Below are 21,033 nucleotides of genomic sequence, written 5' to 3' on the forward strand. Positions count from 1 at the left end.
ATCCTTTCCTATATAAATGTTTCTGCAAAGAAATTATTCTTGTAACAAAAAACTGTTCACAAATATCGTCGAACCGAATTTGTGAACAGCTTCTATTTTATAAAGTTGCTAGATACAATAAGAAGATTACCGCGAAAACATACATAATCGGATTTACTTCTTTCGCTTTCCCTTTAATAATCATTGTTAATGGATAGAAAATGAACCCTACTGCAATACCAGTTGCGATTGAATATGTTAATGGCATCATAATCATTGTTAAGAATGATGGTACTGCGATTTCAAAGCGATCCCAAGCAATTTGGCCTAAAGAAGCAACCATTAAAACTCCTACTATTATTAATGCTGGAGCAGTAACAGCTGGGGTAACCACACCTAACAACGGTAAAAAGAATAGTGATAGTAAAAATAAACATCCAGTTACAATTGAAGCGAAACCTGAACGTGCGCCAGCTGCTACACCTGAAGAAGATTCTACATAAGATGTAATAGTAGATGTACCAAGAATTGAACCAACAATCGTTGCAATTGAATCAGAAATTAAAGCTTTACCCGCGCGTGGTAAACGATTATCTTTAACTAATCCCGCTTGGTTAGCTACCGCAATTAATGTCCCTGCATTATCAAAGAAGTCTACAAATAAGAAAGTTAAAATTACTGACAACATCGATAATGTATAAAAGGTTGGATCAGAGAAAGAACTGAATAACGCTCCGAATGTTGGTGAAATGCTAGGTGGTGCTGATACAACTTTTTCAGGAATATCAACAAGTCCTGTAAGCATACCAACGATTGATGTTAACACCATACCGTAGAATACGCCGCCTTTAATACCACGCACCATTAAAATAACTGTTACTATAATACCGAATATTGCTAGTAATACCTCTGGTTCGTGTAAATTACCGATACCAACTAAAGTTGCATCATTTTTAACTATAATGTGTGCATTTTGCATCCCGATAAAAGCAATGAATAAACCGATACCAGCACCTACTGCTAATTTTAATTCCATAGGGATCGCATTAATTAATTTTTCACGTAAGCCTGTTAATGTTAGTAATAAGAAAAATAGACCTGAAATAAATACTGCTGCTAGTGCATGCTGCCATGGACTACCGTTTACTAATACTACTGTATATGCAAAAAATGCATTAAGACCCAAACCAGGTGCTAAGGCGAGAGGATACTTTGCCAAGAACCCCATAATAAAACAACCAATTGCTGCTGACACAGCAGTTGCAACAAACACTGCCCCATAATCCATACGTAAAGCGTCTGGTAAATCCTTTACATTCGCTAATGTCAATGTTACTGGGTTTACTACTAAAATGTAAGCCATTGCTAAGAACGTTGTAAAACCACCAAGAACTTCGCGGCGATAATTAGTTCCTAATTCATCGAACATGAAATACTTTTTCATTTTAAAGAAATCCTCCGTATGGTCGTCTTCAATATCGACAACAAAAAAGACACGCTGACTACTCTACTAGTCGCATGTCTACGATACATTTCACTACAGTTTTTGTGTGAAATTAATTAGTGTCTATACATTGATATATATATAACTAAAATCGTAGTCAAGTTATTTACGGTAACTTGGTAGAAACTCACGGGCCTTATCCCCGACATTATACGACGACTTATTTAATTTACACTCGTAATATATCATTTCATTTTTTAGATTTCAACCCTATTTCCGAACATTTTTCAAAAATAAAATACGAAAGTTCGTGTAAAAAACTTATTTAATGTTCACATTTTAAGAAACCGTTGCATAAATAGGTTAGAACTGAACGTTTTATCGATAGTTATAAAATAAAAAATTCCGCTAACATTCATTCGAATACTAGCGGATTATCATACAGCGATTATGGGAGAGCTCCCTTGATCGACATATGTTTAATTTATTACTTTACTTTGCAAGAGCTGAATTCTTTTTTCTAATTTTTGTTTCCAATCTTCTGCTAACGCATCAACTGCTTGTATACGTTTCATGGCAAGTGCATCTTCGTTTTTAAAATACACTTCGTTGCAATGCAAAACTGAAACACGCGCAGGGTCCTTTTCCACTAATTCAATTTTTGAATCTGCACAAATTTTCCCTTCTTCCAGTACACGCGCAAGGTAGCCCGTATAACCTGTTTCAATTAAACGTTTGAGTAATATGTTCGCCTCAGTATATTTATCAATCGTACTGCATGGTACACGTCCTTGGGTAATTTGGATGACAGCATCACCTATTTTATAAATATCGCCAATACAAATATCCACTTCCAACATATTCGTTACTGTTAAGTTTTCACCGAATGCTGCTGTCGGCAACGGTTTACCAGTTTCCTGTTCCCATTGTATGTAATGCTCCGCAGGATATAAACAAACGGCACGGTCAGGACCACCATGATGTTTTTTATCTGCTACATCATCCCCCTCAAATCCACGTGTAGACAAATAAACTTCTTGTACTTTTCCTTTTTCAATCCCTGTAATCATTGAGCGCCCATTACTATCATGCAATTCTTTGGGCATACCAATAGCAAGTGTATGAATCATCGCTATATTTTTTTCCATTTCAATCCCCCTAAACTAAATAGCGACATAGAGTCCTATTGATATTCATTAGTTAACTATACCTAATACTTCATCGTATAACTCTTTCTTAATACGAAGTTGTTTCTTAGAACGGCCCATTTTGGAATATACTTTAGAATTAATATAGCATAGGGTCCTGTCATTGGAGCAAAATTTTATTTACGATAATACGTTAATCTTGCAGATGTATAAAGATTGTCATCATTCACAGTGATCAAAGCTGTGTAACCACTTTTTTCCCAGCTTGTATGTAGACTGCTATATTTTGTATAGGTAAATTGATAATCCTTACCAAATTCCACAATCCCTTGTCTATGTAGTAGGTCATGTAAAATAGACATTTGATCCCATGTGTGATAACTATCTTGTTCAGGAAGGAAATCATAGCTAATATACTCTAATTGCCCACCTATAAAAATGTATGTCAACTCTGCTGGATAGCCATATTTTGTCGTTTCATAGATTAAATAAGTCTCTCTACCCTCTTGAAGTTTTTGTATAAACGTTGATTTTTCATTTTTCTCTACATCACGAATAGTCAATTTAAAGTTAATATTGTTGAAAGGCACAACAGGTTTCTTTGTGGATAAAAATGCATCTACTACGTATCCTTTGATATTACCAGCGGTCACATAAGACCAACCTACTAATGTAGCATGTACAGTCACCTGTGTACCATTACTTAATGAACCTACTGAAGCTCCAGATTGACTGGCAATATTTCGAACGATAACCCCACTACCTGTATTAACGTACTTTGTCGTTGTTTTAGTCTGCCCAATAAAATCGGATTTAACATAGCCTACCACATTGCCATATTGCACAAAAGACCAACCGTTTCCTACCGATCCATAGTCTTCAACAATCATATTATACTTTAGTGTAGCTAATGTTGGTGCTGAAGGAGATGGCTTAGATTTCACAACGAGACCACTTTTGGAATTTGCGATTCTAATCTTCGAAGGTGGAACACTTAAAAAAGAGGAAGGAACATATCCCTTTACATCACCTGCTTGAATGTGAGACCAACCATTTGAGGAAGAAAACTCTATCACAAACTCACCCTTACCTAGATTACCAATAGAATTGGCTGTATCATTCGGCGACTCTCTCACAAGCAAGTTTGAGCCACTTACAACCTTCACTGTTCGATAATCAGCCGCATCTGCTACTTGATACTGAATGCCAAATAACATCACGAGTACAAAAACTGCAACAAACCATTTCTTGAGTATACCCAACCAATTTACCCCCTTTTATATTTTAACTATTCTACCATTTATACTATTGACTGTATATATTTTCATATTTATATTTCCAAACTTTAAATGTGAAAAGACCCAAAACCCATAAAACATATAACGGTATCAATAACGCCTCGGCGTTATTGTAGCTGTCGCTCCAGAAAACATTTGCAGCTGACGCTTCGCCTTGCGCAAACAAACAATTTGTCTGGATTTTTTCGAACTCGCTTGAAAAGCTTCTCTTCCAAATCGTTACATCCGCCGGGAATTGTTATCTTTTAAGACTATTTCTCTCTAAAATATAGAGCGAGGATTTAGTATGAAATAAAAAAAGCCTAGTTTAAGGATTCAATTGACATATCCTTAAACTAGGCTTTATATATATTCACTTATCAAATTATTTCCACCAAAACGTTCTATTTTATCAGCCAAAAAAGTTATTTTGGTGGGACTGCTAGAGGGGGACTTATTTTAAATCCCACTCTTTTTGCTATTCATAACGTTAAAAACATTGTTGAATAGGGGCAACAATCCAAATTATACTATAGGTCTATTCCCACTCAATAGTCGCTGGTGGCTTAGATGTAATATCATACAGCACGCGGTTAACGTGTTTTACTTCGTTTACTAGACGTACAGACACTTTCTCTAATACATCCCAAGGAATACGTGCCCAGTCAGAAGTCATACCGTCGATAGATGTTACCGCACGGATACCGATTGCGTAGTCATAAGTACGAGCATCGCCCATTACGCCAACTGAACGGATGTCAGGTAATACCGTGAAGTATTGCCAGATGTCACGATCAAGACCAGCTTTAGCGATTTCCTCACGTAGGATGAAATCAGATTCGCGTACGATTTCAAGTTTTTCTTCCGTTACTTCACCAAGTACACGGATACCTAGACCAGGACCTGGGAATGGTTGACGCCAAACGATTTTTTCATCAAGACCAAGCTCTAGCCCTAATGCGCGCACTTCATCTTTAAATAATGTGTTAAGTGGCTCAATTAATTGGAATTGCATATCTTCCGGAAGACCACCAACGTTATGGTGTGATTTAATAGTTTGGGCAGTTGCTGTACCAGATTCAATGATATCTGTATAAAGCGTACCTTGTGCTAAGAAATCCATTCCTTCAAGTTTAGCCGCTTCTTCATCAAATACGTAAATAAACTCGTTACCGATAATTTTACGTTTTTTCTCTGGATCAGAAACGCCAGCAAGCTTATCCATGAAACGTTGACGTGCATCAATTTTAATAAGATTCATATCAAAGTCTTCAGTGAATGTTTTCATTACTTGTTCAACTTCACCTTTACGGTTTAAGTTGTGGTCTACGAACATACAAGTAAGCTGATCACCAATTGCTTTATGAATTAATACGGCTACTACAGAAGAGTCTACACCGCCTGAAAGTGCACATAATACTTTTTTGTCCCCTACTATTTCACGGATCTTCGCGATTTCAAGTTCAATGAAGTTTGCCATTGACCAGTCGCCTTTTGCTTCACAAACATCGAACACGAACTGACGTAATAAGTCATTACCGTATACAGAGTGACGTACTTCTGGGTGGAATTGTACTGCGTAAAGTTTACGTTCTACATTTGCCATTGCAGCGATTGGGCAAGCAGCACTTGTTGCGATTACCTCAAAGCCAGCAGGCACTTCTGTTACATGGTCACCGTGGCTCATCCATACGATCTGTTCTGTTGGTAACTCACCGAATAGTTTGTTTGAAGCTGTTACTTGGATCTCAGCTTTACCATATTCGCGTGTTTCAGCACCTTCTACTTTACCACCTTGTGTATGTGCCATTAATTGCATACCGTAGCAAATACCTAGGATTGGTAAGCCTAATTCGAAAATAGCAGGGTCTACATGAAAGGCCTTTTCATCATAAACAGAGTTTGGACCACCTGAAAAGATAATACCTGCTGCGTTCATATTTTTAATTTCTTCTGCTGTAATCGTATGTGGATGTAACTCACTGAATACACCAAATTCACGGATACGACGCGTAATTAATTGGTTAAATTGGCTACCGAAGTCAAGAACGACGATTTTTTCTTGCTCTTTTAATAAAGGGCTAGCTGACAATATTTCCACCTCTTCTACTATTTTTAAAGGAACTTTTCATATGTTCAAAGAAAAACGCGTATGAAAGTAAAAACTTCCTACGCGTTCATAAGCTCTTAATTTATAAAGGCGAATGCGTAGCAAAGACAAGTATTTCACTAACCTTCTCACCTATCCAAAACATTCACCTTCATAGAGAAATCATTTATGGTGATTTCGTAGAAACATCCGAACCTTATTATCGAACTTATATGAAAGCAATCCTAATCATATATAATTTTTTTTAATTTTACTCTTTGTCCCCATCAAAATCAACTGATAGTGCGATTGATTAAATATTCCCAACTTTCTTTCAGTTTCATAAAATCAACCTCTTGTTTATCCTTGCCATAAATATGTTGTTCATATACAGCGGTCAGTTTTAGCATCTGCTCTGTCTCTAACGATGCATCAACTCGTTCAGCAAATGCTCGTAATGTCTCGCCATCTTTCCGGCGTAATCCAATACGAGATAATTGCTTCGTTAAAGCATGGTAAGAAGCATCAAAGTTTGTCCAGTTCGCTTCTTTTTTACGATATGCACGTACTTGCATTTTAGGTATCCACGTTTTACGTTGCATAAACAGGTTAATGCCTGCAATGACCAGCAAAACACCCAGAGCAATCCATACATAAGTAAGTTTTTTAACCCATGTCCATACTGTATCTAAGCTAAACGTTTTGCTAGATGTTTCTTTCTTTGGTGCTGACTCTTCCTTCTCTGGTTGCTCTTGTTTTTTTTCTGGCTGTAATACTTGCTCTTGCTGAGGAGTGTCTTGCTTTATATCATAATCAATATTAACATTCCCTGAAAAGCCAATCGTTGGTTCGAACTCCATCCAGCCGGTTCCAGGTACATATGCTTCTACCCACGAGTGTGCATTATCATTCGTAATTCGATATTCACGTAAACCATCTGACATCGGACCAGATTCACCAGGTGCAAAGCCTTTTACCCAGCGTGCGGGTATCCCCACGGAACGTAGGAGCACGACCATTGATGTTGAGAAATTATCACAGTAGCCAATTTTAGTATCAAATAAAAACTGGTCAACATAATCTTGATCCTCAGCCGGGATTGCTACTTCTGTTTTATCGTATCTAAAGCCATGAGTTGAAAAATATTTTTCAACTGCTTTTATTTGATCATATACCGAAGCTTTATCTTGTGTGATTTCTGTCGCTAAATCCCCAACACGTTGTGGGAGTGTATTTGGCAACTGTAAAAAACGATCAAAGGACGAATCTAATGTTCCTAGCATGGACGGTTTTGACGTTTGGAGCTGCTCCATGCTATATACTGGCTCACTATAATCTATCGTATAGTTAGACAATAATTTTGACTCGCCATTTTGTTGTTCTATTGCTATTTTTTCAGTACGCCCATCCTGAATAAACAGGGGTGAATCTTGGGCAGAAACAGATAGCATGCCATATGTTTGAATTAAAAATGGCATTGGAGCAGCGATATCCATCTGAATCTGGCGTACATTTTCAGGAGTTCCAACTTGTAACGAAGTTAGGATAGGGGTATTGTTCTGATAGACATTTTGTCCGAAGTTCCCATCTGAAAGAATCCAACCCTTCGATGTATAAGTATCCTTTGTATCGATTCTCCAATAATGACGATCACGGGAAGTTGCAGTGAAAACTAGTGTATTATCACCTTGAAACGGTCCCCCTAATCGGCTATCATCCTCGCTGTAACCAACTGTTTTTTCACCTGTCCCTAAGTCCCCTTGCCCTGCAACCCCTTTAATAAAAGGCACTGGATCAGCCCAAGTCGGACCTGCCTTAGGTAAAAAGAATGCCACTGTACTAACAAGCATTACTGAAACAATCATCGGTATAACTAGCTTCCACTTTTCTATTACATTGCCCGGTTCATCCGTGTGAAGCCATAAGCGTTTGACAAAAAGAAAGCCTGTCATCATTAATCCAAGTACAATAACTTTAACAATTGCCACCTTTCCATCATATTCACTAAACGTATCAAGCGTGGCAATAAAGAATACTGTTAACGCAAAGAAATAGAATATATTTTTCCTCACGGTGATCCAGTGGTGAATTAGATATATTAACATCCAAATAAGCGCAAGGAATAGCATAGTCCTAAACGCATCTGATACTTGTCCAAAGTCGCCCGAAAGAATGACTGACATATTCCATTTCCATTCATTTATTAAAAAGGGTAATGTCTGTCCAGATAAAAAGGGATTATCACTATAAACAAACACTATAAACCAAGTAATATAGCCAAATTTCACTAATCCCGATAGAAATGGATGTACTTGAAATAAACTGAGGAATAGTGATAGACCAATAAACACTAAAAATAAATGCAACCCTCCTGTATTTGTTAGCTCCATTACAGGAATAAGCCATTCACGTAAAATTAGAAAAATAATTACGTATGCTATTGCTAATTCTATAAAATCTCCTTGTGATTTTTTCACGGCTTCATCACCTCCGTGAACAAATGGTAATAATCTATTGGATTTACATACACAACTCGAATTTGCTTATAACGCTTTACTAGCTCTGATTGCATAGGTGGCTGCTCCGCGACTACAAAACAAATACAGCTTTTTACCCTAGTGGCAAGAGTATGAAGTAATTCATCTGATACTTCACTCGTAACATACAGTAATGTTGCGACATGCTTAAAGGCATGTTGATCTCGTAAATGGAATTTGACAGTCTCCGCAGGTTTTAAAGCAGCTAAATGATGCATTACTTGATCTAGCTGCTTATTACCTTGAATAATCGGAAACACCTTCGTTTGAGCACCGGCTGAAACAAATGAAATATCTCCACGTTCTTCAACAATTGTTTGTAACATCGATGCCACAAGCTCAATTTTTTCTTCAAATAACGGAGTCTTTTCGGCATGGAGTACCAACATTAACTCCTGTGATTGACGATCTTCAAATTCCTTAGATTGCAATGTTTGCGTTTTCGCAAATGATTTCCAGTGAATCCATGAAAAACGGTCTCCTGGAACATATTCACGTAAGCCAACAGCCATAGAAGTATCCTTAACAATCGAATAAGGTGACATCATTGTACCAACATCAAATTTTGTTTGAAGTGCAGCATACTTCATCTCTCGTACTCTCGGATAAATTAAAATGACTTGTTCCTTTTCCACTACAACTTTCTTTTTTGCCCAGCCAAAAAAATCACAGAAAACAATAGTAACACCTAAGTAACGATGCTCGCCACGGGGCATATTTTCCAGTACGTAATTCCAACTAAATTTCTTCCTGAAGCCTACAAACTTAATGGCATTTGTTCCTTGCACTTTTGATTGAACAAGGGCTTCACTGTTTACAAGTTCCTCCATCAGCATATAAACAAACGGAAAGCGCGTTTTTCGTTCTACCGTAATTGTAACTTTAGCAGATTGTCCACTCTCAATATGAGAAGGCTCAATTTTGCGTTCCACAAGTAAAATATCTTCTTTTACTAGTAAGAAAATAAATGCATATAACAAAAACGGACTAACCGTAAAAAATACAAACCAGCTGACAAACCCACCTTGGAACATGGCATAACAAAACGTTATGATCATTAACAAAGACACTAATAAGAAATGTTTACTTTTCTCTATAAAAGTTCGCCATTTCATCATTGCTCCGCAAACCTTTTTGTTGGCACAGGTGTTTTCGCAATAATACGCTCGATAATTTCCTCTGCCGTCACGTTATCATAACGAGCATCTGGTTTTAATACTAAACGATGGCTAAAAACAAATGGCACTAAATATTGGACATCGTCAGGAGTAACATAATTACGCCCTTTTATAAATGCATAAGCTTGTGAGGCTTTCATTAAAGCAATTGTTGCCCGAGGGCTTACTCCTAAATGCACATAGCTATCTTCCCTTGTTTGAGTCGCTAGCTCGACCATATAATTTTTAACAGAGCCTTCAACATATACTCCCTGTACAAGCTCCTGTAATTCAATTAATTGTGCAACGGTTAACACAGATTCAATTTTTTCAATCGGCTTACCATGTTCAGCTCGACGTAGAATCTCCACTTCTTGCCCTCGTGTAGGATAGCCCATTCTTATTTTTAGTAAGAAACGATCCAGCTGTGCTTCTGGTAACGGATATGTGCCTTCATGCTCTATTGGATTTTGAGTGGCCATAACGAAAAATGGCTGGTTAATGATTAAGGTTTTACCATCAACTGTGACAGATGCTTCCTCCATCCCCTCAAGCAAAGCAGATTGTGTTTTCGGAGATGTACGATTAATTTCATCCGCTAAAATGACATCTCCCATAATCGGACCAGGTCGGAACTCAAATTCCAACGTTTTTGGATTATAAATAGATACCCCTAAAACATCCGATGGCAATAAATCAGGTGTAAATTGAATTCTTTTAAACTGCGCATCAAAGGATTTTGCCAGTGCTCGCACCATCATTGTTTTGCCGACACCTGGTACGTCCTCAAGCAAGACATGTCCCCTTGCCAGCATGGCTACTATGCTAAGCTCCGCAACCTCTCTTTTGCCGATCATTACTTTTTCTATATTCTCTAATACATCTTGTATTTGTGAATTCATAAATCAAAAAACCTCCTATTTCACCCAGCAATTGTTTGAATTGCATGATAACTTTCTTAAGCATAACGAAATATGTTTTATAACACAATTATATGAAGCGTGCATCTATTGCTTTATTTCCTGCAATTAATTAGTGGTAATAAAACCTTAGCATGAAAAAGAAGGCTTGTCTGAATTCTCGTTCAAACAAGCCTACCTCCTAGTATAACGCCATTACCTCTCAGAATGTTACAGATTTAATTTTTTTAACCATAAATTCTCTAATGAAGATGAATTTTCTTGTAAAAGTATTTCCTCTAATTCACCAGAAATAAGTATGTTTCCTTCATGTAAAACTAACACATCGTCCGCTACTTCCTCCGCAAAAGCAAGCAAATGCGTGGAAAATATTACAGTACAACCCCTTGTTTTTTCTTCTAGCATCATTTTTTTTAGCTCTGCAATCCAAAACGGATCCAGACCATTAGTAGGCTCGTCTAGAATAAGCAAAGAGCCCTCACCAAGTAAGCTTTGGGCGAGGTTAAGCCGTTGACGCATCCCCTTTGAGAAATGTTTTACTCTTTGCTTTCGAACATCCCATAAAGCAACGCGTCTCAGGACATCTTCTTGTTCTTCTTTACCGATTTTCTTCAAAGAAGCAAGAAGTTGTAAAATTTCCGCTGCTGTTAACATGGACGGAAAATCCACATCATCAGGCATATATCGAATAGCTTGTGGCTTATGCCATATTATTTCTCCTGATTTTTGTTTTTCCTGACCGGTTAGCAGGCGAATCAAAGTACTCTTTCCTGCACCATTTCCTCCTACAAGCGCTAAAATACGCCCTGCCTGTAAAGAAAAGGAGGCTTCTTGAAGACCTCTATTATTGTCATAGATATTCGATAATTCCTTTGCTTCTAATAGCATTATCTTCTTTCCCCTTTCTTCAAAAGTAAGCTAGCGTAAGCTAATGGACATGCTATCCAAAGTAATGTCACCGCCACGTACACAGCATAGCCTAGTGGTGACGAATAAAACTGCGTTATATCATAAAATGCTGGTCCAAGCACACTAGCCTGATCTGTAAAGATAAAGTAGCCAAAGCGTAGCCACTCTACAGGATTAATGTGCATCGCTATAATCGTCAGTTTTTGTAGAACGTGCCCCGCAACAACAGTTCCAATAGCCATTAAAGCGTAAGAGATAAGCAATAAAAAAATTGACCAAAAAACAAGTGATAACGACAGTGCATATAATCTTGTTTTCGCAAATGCTCCAACCGCAATGGCCAATGACACGAAAATGAATATACATAGCAATGTCAGGATAATGAAAATAATCGGTAAACGTACTCCACCTAAAAATCCACCAAGCGCTAGTATAACCCCAAATGCCACTACAACGACCAATAAAAAGGCCAGCACGGATGCCATATACTTTCCTGCAATATATTGCGTACGTGTCATCGGATATGTCTTTAATAAAGAAAACCACCCTGATTCCACGTCACCAGCTACGCTCATACTTCCGATGGTTAATATAAAAAGCGGTAATAAAAACAGCAATACATTTAAAAACGAGGCTGTTTGTCGTGTAAAGCCCTCTACATCTGGTAATGCCATTTGCTGAATCACAATGATAGCTGTAAAAACAAGTGTGAAAAGTATACCGACCAGTTGCATCCAACGACTTCTGAGCATTTGCTTCAATTCTAGTTTGATAAGCATACTATACATTACTCATGGATCCCCCATTTAAAATCGTGTAAATCCTTATAAGTAAGTAGCTGACCATCCCCCTCTGTAGACATCCACTCCTGTGCTGCTTCCTTCGTATCGAATGCAACTACCCCATAATTCATCGGTGTCCAATAATCCTTGTTGTACACATATACCGCTTCAAAAACGTCAATCCATTCATCTTTTGCTGCATCTTTTATATAGGCAGCTCCAATCTCATCTTCTCCATTCGCTTCTATATATTCCATAAGACAGCCAATGTCATCGAAAATTTCATAATCACCATTCTTCAACGCAATCTGACCAGCATATGCATTATGAACTATACTCATATTGCAAATTTTACAAACATCAGTTTCGCTAACTATTTCACGAGGTTCATATGTTTTTTCACTACAACCTATCAACATAACGCAACATAGCAGTACAATCATCATCCATTTTTTCATTCTGTTATTCCTCTTTTCCATAGCCATAAACTACTTAATATTAAGGATAAACCTAATAGCATTTGCACGACATTTACCTTATTCTTTTCTTTCGTACCCTCCGCAGCCAATCTCGGAGTATGATCAACGAGCATATTCTTTTCAGTTTTGTTAATTTGCTGATCAAGTGATGTCAGCAGAATGACACTTGGAGATTCTACAAAATATTGGTAAACAGGCTGACGTACCATCCATTGACCAAAGCTTGACACTGCCACGTACGGCACATCACCGAGACCATTGTCTTCTAAATCAATTCCCGAATAATCATCATAATAATTGCTTTCTAGTTTAAAGCCTTGCTTATCGGAGCGAGCAGTTAAAATATTACCTGTAAAGTTATTATTACTAGCTTTCGTGTCGTCACTCACCTTCGTGCCCTCAAGAGCTGTTTGGTTCATCTGAAAATCATTCGTTTCAATGTGAACATTTGAACTTTTCTGCAATGCTACACCAGTTCGATTATTCTTGATGGTGTTATGCTTAATTTTTGCTTGCTGTACATCGTAGAGGAGCATACCGTAGCCATTAAAATCAACATGATTTTCTACTGTATTGCTTTCAAGGTGGATGTCTGTTGTCATCATAATCATAAGACCCGTGACATTATGATGGTATGTATTCAAAAGTGCTTCAGCATCACTCGTATACATAAAATGCGTACCGTAACGACTGTTCGTAACCTTATTTCGTTGGACTACGATACGCTTTACATCCTCTACATAAATTCCATCCTGCACTTGCTCAATAGTATTGTTCTCGATCATGATGTTCTCACTCTTAAAAACAGCCAACCCATTACCTTTTCTTGAATAATGCCCCACATTACCGATCACATTAACTTCATGTATACGTACATTTTTAGAACGTTGTATATGAACGCCGGAATGAACGTCTTTAATTTGTAATTTATGTAGCTCAAGTCCATCTACATTACTAGCAACAATCGCTTTGTTTTTTCCTGATAAATTTATATTTTCTACAGTTATATTGGCAGTATTTTCAATTCGAAGTGCCGGCTCGTTTTTTTCTGCAATTAGTTCAGTTCCCTCTTCACCTTTTAACATTATCGGTTTTGTCACGATGAAATTGCCATGGTAACGACCAGCAGGAATATGTACAACCTCTCCAGGTTTGGCTGCATCAATTGCATGCTGTACATCGAAATCTGCGTACACCGTCTGGCTTATGAATAGAAAAAACAATAAGGCAAACCCTATTTTTTTCACCAATCCCTTACCTCCCAGTTCAGCACGAAAAGACTAGAGGAATTCCCCCTAGTCCATTCGATTAATGACCTTGACCATCATGATTCTTCTCTTCCATATGCATAGAGTCAGATTCACCTTTGGCTTCTTTTTCAGCTTTTTCTTTCATTTTCTTGTTACGACGCTCTAATGCATCGTCTTTAATTTTTTGTAATTCTTCTACATGTGCAGTTGGATTGTCAGCTATATATTTGTCAGCATCAGCTTTATCATTGAAATAAACATATCCCCAATTCATCGGAGATTTTAGGTCTGTTTTGACGATCGTTGCATCATCAACCTTTACCCAATCTTTTGTATTAAAATCACGTACAAATTTTTCGTTCTTTTCATTATTTGCAACCTCAGCATTTACTAAACAGCCGATGTCATCATAAAAGGCAATTGTTCCATCCTCTTTAATTGCTTGAGTAGAAAATTCACCCATCTCTTCGTCCTTCATATATACTTTCATATTACACATTTCACACATCGTATCTTCTTTCGGCTCTTGTAAACGTGAATCAGCTACAGAAGTTTCTTTTTCAGACTTATCCTTTGCTTCTGCTTCAGTCGCCGCAACATCTTGCTTAGATTCTTCTTCCTTAACTTTCTCTTTTTCCGTACCACAAGCCGCGAGTAATAGTAATACCGCTAGTACAGGTAACCATAATTTTTTCACAACTACTTCCCCCAATTTCTTTTTTCTGTTCCTACTAAACACTTTACAGGTAAGTTGTGAAATAAGTTAAAAATAACTGTGAAGCATTGGAAAAATTATCTTGAATATTCATTGAACATCTCGATTTCAAATATTTTGAATATAAAATATATCATTTCCATTTTTTGATAGCTAACAGAGTGATTCTATTTCCATCTAACTTTCCCCAAAGGAAAAAACTCTCTACATTAAGAATGACATAGAGAGTCTCATAGTATCGAAAAACAAAATCCTCAAAGGAATCTTTGTAAATGTTGGCGCTTTAAATGGAGTGATTTCCGTTTCAGGTACTCACTTTTCTGTGAGCAAGCGTACAGAAATATTTGTTGGAGAAGTTTCGTTGAATATATTAAAGTGACATACCAGAAGATACATATTATGTGAAGAGGTTGATCGGAGTAGAGGCCGGGCGACTCCTTGGGGATTAGCGATAGAGGAACGAAGGTTAAAAACATCACGTCCTGTGATAACGCCTTCGTGACCAACATCGTGCTGCTGTCGCTTCGCTTTCGCGCAAAAAACATCGTGCTGCTGTCGCTTCGCTTTCGCGCAAAAAACATCTGTTGGCCCAAGCGGCTCATCGGACGCCCCTAGGAAGCTTTGCTCTGTGCGAAAGTGCAACGACAGCAACAATGTTTTATCTGTGCGAAAGTGCAACGACAGCAACAATGTTTTATCTGTGCGAAAGTGCAACGACAGCAACAACAAAGCGCCCTGCCGGAACGGGAATCAACCCCTCGTTTTGCCAAAGAGCCATACTTTATTTAATAGAAAACCTTTATACTATTGACATAAAAGTTTCATTTACGATCGGTTATACAGAAGAGCGGTAACTATTGAGAAGCTTCTTTTGCTTGCTGACAAGACTTAGCTTAACGGCAGTTTCATTTAATTCATTGCGTATTTGTAAATCGTATGCGCCGTCCAAAAAACTAGCCTCTATTTTATTTGAGCGTTGTTGAAGTTGTTTAGTGTTGTCCGTACTCTTCTTATCTTTATTTTTTTGCATACTCTTTTTAAACTGTTGTTTCGGATTTTGTCCAAAATTGTGGCTTATATCCCCTGCATGTAAATACTGTTGCTCGTTCCGAAATATACTACTTGTCGTCGCACTTACTCTAGAAGTCCTCATAAATAATTACCCTCCTTTACTTTTTATCAACTCTATAGGTATTTGTATCGACATTATATGCGAAAAATTAACAGTGTAGAACCAAATTATAAAAAAAAGGGAGAAAAGGGCTATGCGAAAAAGTAATAATCACTTTTTCTTATAACTCTTTTCCCAGATTTGACTCATCTTCATAATGTGGGGTTGATTTCCGTTCAGACTGGCGCTTTCCTAGGAGCGTCCGACCGGAATGGAAATCAACTTATATACATGACGTACTTTTTAAAAAATCATTGCCAACTATTGGCGATGGCCCTCAAATATATATCACTTCCAAAAATCATCAAATATTGTAATTGGCATATGACGTTTATGTTGAGAACGTAAATAATGCCCTTCTAATGTTTTACGAGCTTCTTCAGGGATCTCCTTCCCTTCTAAATAATCATCAATCTGGTCATATGTCAGACCAAGTGCTGCTTCGTCTGGTAAAGAAGGGCGATTTTCCTCTAAATCCGCAGTTGGTACCTTTAAATAAAGATGCTCTGGGCAATTAAGCGCAGTTAATATTTGTTTACCCTGACGCTTGTTAAGACGGAAGATTGGCATTAAATCCGCTCCACCATCACCAAACTTAGTGTAAAAACCTGTAATTGCTTCTGCAGCATGATCTGTCCCAAGCACAACAGCATTATTCATAGCAGCAATAGCATATTGCACCTTCATTCGCTCGCGTGCCTTTTCATTTCCTTTTACAAAATCACTTACCTCAATACCTGCATTAGCTAATGACTGTATACTAGCATCGACGGCATTTTTAATATTTACTGTGAAGGTTTTCGTAGGTTTAATATAATCAATGGCATCCTGACAGTCCTTTTCATCAGCCTGCACACCATATGGTAAGCGGACAGCCCAAAATGAATACTTTGCTTCTCCGACCTCGGCATTTAACTCATCAACTGCGAGCTGCGCTAGTTTGCCAGTTAATGTTGAATCTTGTCCACCCGATATCCCGAGAACAAATCCTTTTACAAAGCTGTAACGCTGAGCATATTCCTTTAAAAAATCAATAGATTTGCGTATTTCTTCCTGCACATTAATAGTAGGTAATACACGTAATTCCTTAATGATTTCTTGCTGTAATGTCATTTTGCTTTCACTCCTTACGTTTTACAATCGATTAACCATTTCACGAGCTTCTTCGATATTGCGCATTTTATTATCCCAGCATTGTTGGCTTAAATCGACTGGATATTCCTCAGGATTCATGGCACGTTTATATTCATCCCATAACAATTCCAGATTTTCAGCTGCATAGTCGCGCATTTCTTCCAAAGTAGGATTTTGATAATTAATTTCGCCATTTTTAATTACTTGCTGTTGTAAATTTTTTGCTTCAAAGTTCGTTACAAATTTTGATACAAATGTATGAACAGGGTGGAACATTTTAATGCGCTCCTCTGATTGAGGATTTTCATCTTGCATCGTAATGTAATCTCCCTCTGCCTTGCCATTTTTTCGATCAATAATGCGATAGACATTTTTAAGACCTGGTGTCGATACCTTTTCAGCATTCGCAGAAATTTTAATCGTATCTTCTAATTGTCCTTCGCTATTTTCAATAGCAACCATTTTATAAACTGCCCCTAAAGCAGGTTGGTCGTACGCTGTAATAAGCTTTGTGCCAATTCCCCACACATCGACTTTTGCACCTTGAGCTTTCAAGTTTAAGATTGTGTATTCATCTAAATCATTTGATACGATAATTTTAGCGTTTTGGAATCCTGCCTCATCTAACATACGACGAGCTTCTTTTGACAAGAAAGCTACATCTCCACTGTCTAAACGAATTCCAATAAAATTAATTTTGTCACCAAGCTCTTTAGCCACTTTGATCGCTGTTGGCACACCTGATTTTAACGTATTGTAAGTATCCACAAGGAACACGCAATCACGATGACGTTTTGCATAAGCATGAAATGCATCATAATCATTTTTATAGGCCTGCACAAGTGCATGTGCATGAGTACCCGACACCGGTATATTAAAGAGTTTACCTGCACGAACGTTACTAGTTGAAGCAAATCCACCTATAAACGCTGCACGTGTTCCCCAAATTGCCGCATCCATCTCTTGAGCGCGTCGCGTACCGAACTCCATCGCCGCCTCATTTTTTATAATTTGTTTAATGCGGCTAGCCTTTGTTGCAATTAAAGTTTGGTAGTTCACAATGTTAAGTAATGCTGTTTCAATTAGCTGCGCCTCTACTAATGGGGCTTCAATGCGGACAATCGGTTCATTAGCGAAAACAAGCTCTCCTTCTACCATAGAATACATATCCCCTGTAAATCGAATATTCTTTAAATACTCGATAAAATCCTCTTTGTAACCAACTTCTTCACGCAAATACGCAATATCCGAATCACTGAAGCGGAAATCACGTAAATACTCAAGCATTCTCTCTAATCCCGCAAAAATAGCATAACCATTGCCAAAAGGCAATTTTCTAAAATATAATTCAAAAATTGCTTTTCTATTATGTATACCATCAGCCCAATACGACTCTGCCATATTGATTTGGTATAAGTCTGTGTGTAGCGCTAAGCTATCATCTGCATAGTTTGATCTCACAAGAAACCCCTTCTTCCGCTTTGATAATTAGTCCTAGTATACACTATATACCCAAATTCTTGCGTTTTACATTCCTCTATTTTAATGTGAGGTTTTCTCACATTAAAAATCAGAAAATTTCGAATCGTACACAATTTAGACACATTTTTTAGTACCGCTTTCATTCCCCTTATAAAAACCTTTTTCCTAAACTAGTACGAAATCCGAAATATACCATGTAACAAAACATAACATGTATTATAAAAAAACCATTGCACTGTTTTTTATGCCGTTTTAACATGTAAATTAAAATTACGACAAGGAGCTGGTAGTGATGAAAAAAATAGAAGCAATCATTCGTCCCGAAGTTTTCGGTGCTGTTAGGGACGGACTGGCACAGGAAGGAATTGCAGGACTAAGTGTTTCTGAAATAGCTGGCTGCGGGAAGCAATTAGGTCGGACTGGGTTATTTCGTGGAAATACCTATGAAATTGAATTTTTGCCAAAGTTGAAATTAGAAATGATTGTTGATGATGAAAAAGTAGATCCTATTGTAGAAGTTTTATTACGTGATGCAGCAACCGGCAAGGTTGGAGACGGAAAAATCTTTATTTATCCAGTAGAACAAGCAATTCGTATCCGGACAAAAGAAGTCGGATCGATTGCTGTAGAATAAGGAGGGCACATATATGGATGAAGTAATATTATCTGTAAATTTAGTTTGGGTAATGCTCGGTACAGTTTTAGTATTCTTTATGCACGCTGGTTTTGCTATGGTTGAGGCTGGCTTTACGCGTTCAAAAAACGCAGTCAATATTATTATGAAAAACTTCCTTACTATTTCACTTGGCGGTATTGTCTATTTTCTATGTGGGTACGCTATTATGTTTGGTGATTCAGCTGGCGGTTTCTTCGGTACAAGTGGCTTTGCTTTAAATGGTGTAGATGATCTTTCCTTCTTTATCTTCCAAACGATGTTTGCTGCAACTGGAGCAACAATTTTATCTGGAGCAGTGGCGGAGCGTACTAATATCTTTGCTTATATCGGTGTTATTATTCTCATGTCATCACTTGTTTATCCTGTTGTTGGCCATTGGGTGTGGAGTGATCAAGGTTGGTTAACAGATCTTGGCTTTGTTGACTTCGCAGGATCTACCGCTGTTCACTTAACAGGTGCAGTTGCGGCACTTATAGCAGCAGTCATGGTTGGTCCTCGTCTTGGAAAATATGAAAATGGTCGTGTTAACGTTATTACAGGACATAGTATCCCATTAGGAGCTCTAGGTGTATTTTTACTTTGGTTTGGTTGGTTCGGCTTCAATGGTGCTTCTACATTAGCCGCTGATCCTAAACTTGTTCCTATTGTAATCGCAAATACATTTTTCGCAGCAGCTGCTGGAATTGTCGCAACTGCCTTTTATACGCAGTTTCGATATGGTCATATTGATGGTTCACTAACATTAAACGGTGCTTTAGCAGGGCTCGTGGCTATTACTGCCGGGGCTGCTAATGTTAGTATTATTGGTTCAATCATGATCGGCTTGATTGCTGCTCCACTATTAGTTGAGGGTGTCCGCTTTATTGAATGGAAATTAAAAGTTGATGATCCTGTGGGGGCAATTGCTGTACACGGTATCTGTGGTGCTTGGGGTACCCTAGCAGTTGGCTTGTTTGATATTGGTGGTCGAGGGTTATTTTATGGAGGAGGCTTTGGCCTATTAGGTGTGCAAGCAATTGGCGTTATTGCTACAATTGCCTGGGTTAGCGTTTCAGTAACAGCTGGTTTATTTATCATAAAAGCATTTGTGCCATTACGTGTTTCTTCTGAAGAAGAAGTCTCTGGCCTAGATGTCATCGAACACGGCGCTCCAGCTTATGAATTTCAGGATATTTTCAAAGGCTCTGCCGTACGAGGAGAAACATTTGCACATCGTTTAACTCATTTCGGTAAAACACACACCGTTGTCCAAGAAGAACATGTATAGTGTCCAGCAAGTTTTAATCCTTCTCAACAAAGAACAAGCATGTGCATAAGAAACAACTTATGCACATGCTTGTTTATACTCTCTCTAGCTCAAGTAAAAATTCTTTCATCGCTAATCCACTACGAAAACCTGTTAGCTTACCATTTTTTCCAATCACACGATGACACGGAATAATCGCTAATATAGGATTGGCACCTATAGCACTACCTACAGCTCTTACCGCTTTCGGATTCCCGATGCGATGTGCAATGTCTGAGTACGTTGCAGTTGCACCGTATGGCAGCTCCTTTAAGGCATCCCATACTGCTAGTTGAAACGGAGTCCCTTTGACATGTATCGGCAAATCAAATTCAGTAAGCTCTCCATTAAAATAAGCTGTTAATTGCTTTATATAAGGTTGTAACTTTACTTTATGTTCTTCAAAGCGATAGCCTTTAAATGGCTTTTTCGCCCACACTTCTACCTCGTCAAACGATACATTTGGTGTTCCGATATATACAAGACCTTCATCTGAGGCAACGATATACATAGTGCCCTGTGCATATGTTAGTGTATCTACGTATAATACATCCATCCCCTGCTCCCCTTACATTCATAATCATCAAATTCTACAAAAT

At 37.9% G+C, this 21,033-nt stretch carries 19 protein-coding genes and 2 riboswitches; of the genes, 3 read left to right on the forward strand and 16 right to left on the reverse strand.

Translation table 11 applies throughout. The features are described 5' to 3' along the window. Window positions 1-97: 97 nt before the first annotated feature. The 12 genes from AB9L17_RS22100 to AB9L17_RS22155 all read right to left on the reverse strand — a co-directional run bounded on the left by AB9L17_RS22100 (window position 98) and on the right by AB9L17_RS22155 (window position 14,668). A complete protein-coding gene (locus AB9L17_RS22100) occupies window positions 98-1,423 on the reverse strand; it encodes an NCS2 family permease (RefSeq protein WP_068986399.1) in 1,326 nt (441 codons plus the stop codon). Between the two features lie 134 nt (window positions 1,424-1,557). Further along, a riboswitch (purine riboswitch) is annotated at window positions 1,558-1,659 on the reverse strand. 243 nt (window positions 1,660-1,902) lie between these two features. Beyond that, window positions 1,903-2,571 (reverse strand): MOSC domain-containing protein, encoded by a 669-nt coding sequence (locus AB9L17_RS22105; protein ID WP_068986400.1) that lies wholly within the window; start codon window positions 2,569-2,571, stop codon window positions 1,903-1,905. A gap of 176 nt (window positions 2,572-2,747) precedes the next feature. Further along, the gene (locus tag AB9L17_RS22110; RefSeq protein WP_068986401.1) at window positions 2,748-3,833 is read right to left on the reverse strand and encodes an SH3 domain-containing protein; all 1,086 of its coding nucleotides are present in this window, start codon (window positions 3,831-3,833) and stop codon (window positions 2,748-2,750) included. A gap of 553 nt (window positions 3,834-4,386) precedes the next feature. After that, window positions 4,387-5,940: a glutamine-hydrolyzing GMP synthase gene (gene guaA / locus AB9L17_RS22115; protein ID WP_068986402.1), complete on the reverse strand. Its 1,554-nt coding sequence runs from the start codon at window positions 5,938-5,940 to the stop codon at window positions 4,387-4,389. A gap of 152 nt (window positions 5,941-6,092) precedes the next feature. Further along, window positions 6,093-6,194, reverse strand: a riboswitch (purine riboswitch). A 36-nt stretch (window positions 6,195-6,230) separates the two neighbouring features. Continuing rightward, the gene (locus tag AB9L17_RS22120) at window positions 6,231-8,414 is read right to left on the reverse strand and encodes a transglutaminase TgpA family protein (RefSeq protein ID WP_375199809.1); all 2,184 of its coding nucleotides are present in this window, start codon (window positions 8,412-8,414) and stop codon (window positions 6,231-6,233) included. Next, window positions 8,411-9,592 carry a DUF58 domain-containing protein gene (locus AB9L17_RS22125; RefSeq protein WP_068986404.1) on the reverse strand — a complete coding sequence of 394 codons (1,182 nt, stop codon included), beginning with the start codon at window positions 9,590-9,592 and terminating at the stop codon, window positions 8,411-8,413. Before AB9L17_RS22125 ends, AB9L17_RS22120 begins: the two co-directional genes overlap by 4 nt. After that, window positions 9,589-10,533 (reverse strand): AAA family ATPase, encoded by a 945-nt coding sequence (locus AB9L17_RS22130; RefSeq protein WP_068986405.1) that lies wholly within the window; start codon window positions 10,531-10,533, stop codon window positions 9,589-9,591. The genes AB9L17_RS22125 and AB9L17_RS22130 overlap by 4 nt, the downstream gene beginning before the upstream one ends. 228 nt (window positions 10,534-10,761) lie before the next feature. Further along, a complete protein-coding gene (locus tag AB9L17_RS22135; RefSeq protein WP_223555377.1) occupies window positions 10,762-11,439 on the reverse strand; it encodes an ABC transporter ATP-binding protein in 678 nt (225 codons plus the stop codon). Beyond that, a complete protein-coding gene (locus tag AB9L17_RS22140) occupies window positions 11,439-12,248 on the reverse strand; it encodes an ABC transporter permease (protein WP_223555375.1) in 810 nt (269 codons plus the stop codon). Before AB9L17_RS22140 ends, AB9L17_RS22135 begins: the two co-directional genes overlap by 1 nt. After that, complete coding sequence (locus AB9L17_RS22145) at window positions 12,248-12,700, reverse strand: nitrous oxide reductase accessory protein NosL (protein ID WP_223555373.1); 453 nt, start codon at window positions 12,698-12,700, stop codon at window positions 12,248-12,250. Before AB9L17_RS22145 ends, AB9L17_RS22140 begins: the two co-directional genes overlap by 1 nt. Next, entirely contained in the window at window positions 12,697-13,968 is a 1,272-nt protein-coding gene (locus AB9L17_RS22150) for a right-handed parallel beta-helix repeat-containing protein (protein WP_223555395.1), read from the reverse strand. Before AB9L17_RS22150 ends, AB9L17_RS22145 begins: the two co-directional genes overlap by 4 nt. 61 nt (window positions 13,969-14,029) lie before the next feature. Beyond that, window positions 14,030-14,668 (reverse strand): nitrous oxide reductase accessory protein NosL, encoded by a 639-nt coding sequence (locus AB9L17_RS22155; RefSeq protein WP_068986408.1) that lies wholly within the window; start codon window positions 14,666-14,668, stop codon window positions 14,030-14,032. A gap of 602 nt (window positions 14,669-15,270) precedes the next feature. On the opposite strand from AB9L17_RS22155, the gene AB9L17_RS22160 reads away from it, so the two are divergent. Continuing rightward, window positions 15,271-15,540 carry a hypothetical protein gene (locus tag AB9L17_RS22160; protein WP_375199810.1) on the forward strand — a complete coding sequence of 90 codons (270 nt, stop codon included), beginning with the start codon at window positions 15,271-15,273 and terminating at the stop codon, window positions 15,538-15,540. Here the strand turns inward: AB9L17_RS22160 and AB9L17_RS22165 are convergent. From AB9L17_RS22165 to AB9L17_RS22175, 3 genes are all read right to left on the reverse strand, one after another. Beyond that, window positions 15,522-15,839 (reverse strand): NAD synthetase, encoded by a 318-nt coding sequence (locus tag AB9L17_RS22165; RefSeq protein ID WP_223555370.1) that lies wholly within the window; start codon window positions 15,837-15,839, stop codon window positions 15,522-15,524. The genes AB9L17_RS22160 and AB9L17_RS22165 overlap by 19 nt on opposite strands. 306 nt (window positions 15,840-16,145) lie before the next feature. After that, window positions 16,146-16,970, reverse strand: a complete 825-nt coding sequence (nadE, locus tag AB9L17_RS22170) for an ammonia-dependent NAD(+) synthetase (protein ID WP_375199811.1) — start codon at window positions 16,968-16,970, stop codon at window positions 16,146-16,148. A 21-nt stretch (window positions 16,971-16,991) separates the two neighbouring features. Further along, on the reverse strand, window positions 16,992-18,452 hold the full coding sequence (locus tag AB9L17_RS22175) for a nicotinate phosphoribosyltransferase (RefSeq protein ID WP_083227111.1): 1,461 nt from the start codon (window positions 18,450-18,452) through the stop codon (window positions 16,992-16,994). 313 nt (window positions 18,453-18,765) lie between these two features. On the opposite strand from AB9L17_RS22175, the gene AB9L17_RS22180 reads away from it, so the two are divergent. Both AB9L17_RS22180 and AB9L17_RS22185 read left to right on the forward strand, forming a co-directional pair. Beyond that, a complete protein-coding gene (locus AB9L17_RS22180; protein WP_068986411.1) occupies window positions 18,766-19,107 on the forward strand; it encodes a P-II family nitrogen regulator in 342 nt (113 codons plus the stop codon). Window positions 19,108-19,120: 13 nt separating this feature from the next. Then, window positions 19,121-20,416, forward strand: a complete 1,296-nt coding sequence (locus AB9L17_RS22185) for an ammonium transporter (protein ID WP_375199812.1) — start codon at window positions 19,121-19,123, stop codon at window positions 20,414-20,416. Window positions 20,417-20,489: 73 nt separating this feature from the next. Here AB9L17_RS22185 and AB9L17_RS22190 read toward each other — a convergent pair whose 3' ends face one another. Next, window positions 20,490-20,990, reverse strand: coding sequence for a methylated-DNA--[protein]-cysteine S-methyltransferase (locus AB9L17_RS22190; RefSeq protein ID WP_068986413.1), 501 nt, complete (start codon window positions 20,988-20,990; stop codon window positions 20,490-20,492). Window positions 20,991-21,033 lie beyond the last annotated feature (43 nt).

Source organism: Lysinibacillus sp. RS11 (assembly GCF_042019215.1).
Classification (GTDB): domain Bacteria; phylum Bacillota; class Bacilli; order Bacillales_A; family Planococcaceae; genus Lysinibacillus; species Lysinibacillus xylanilyticus_A.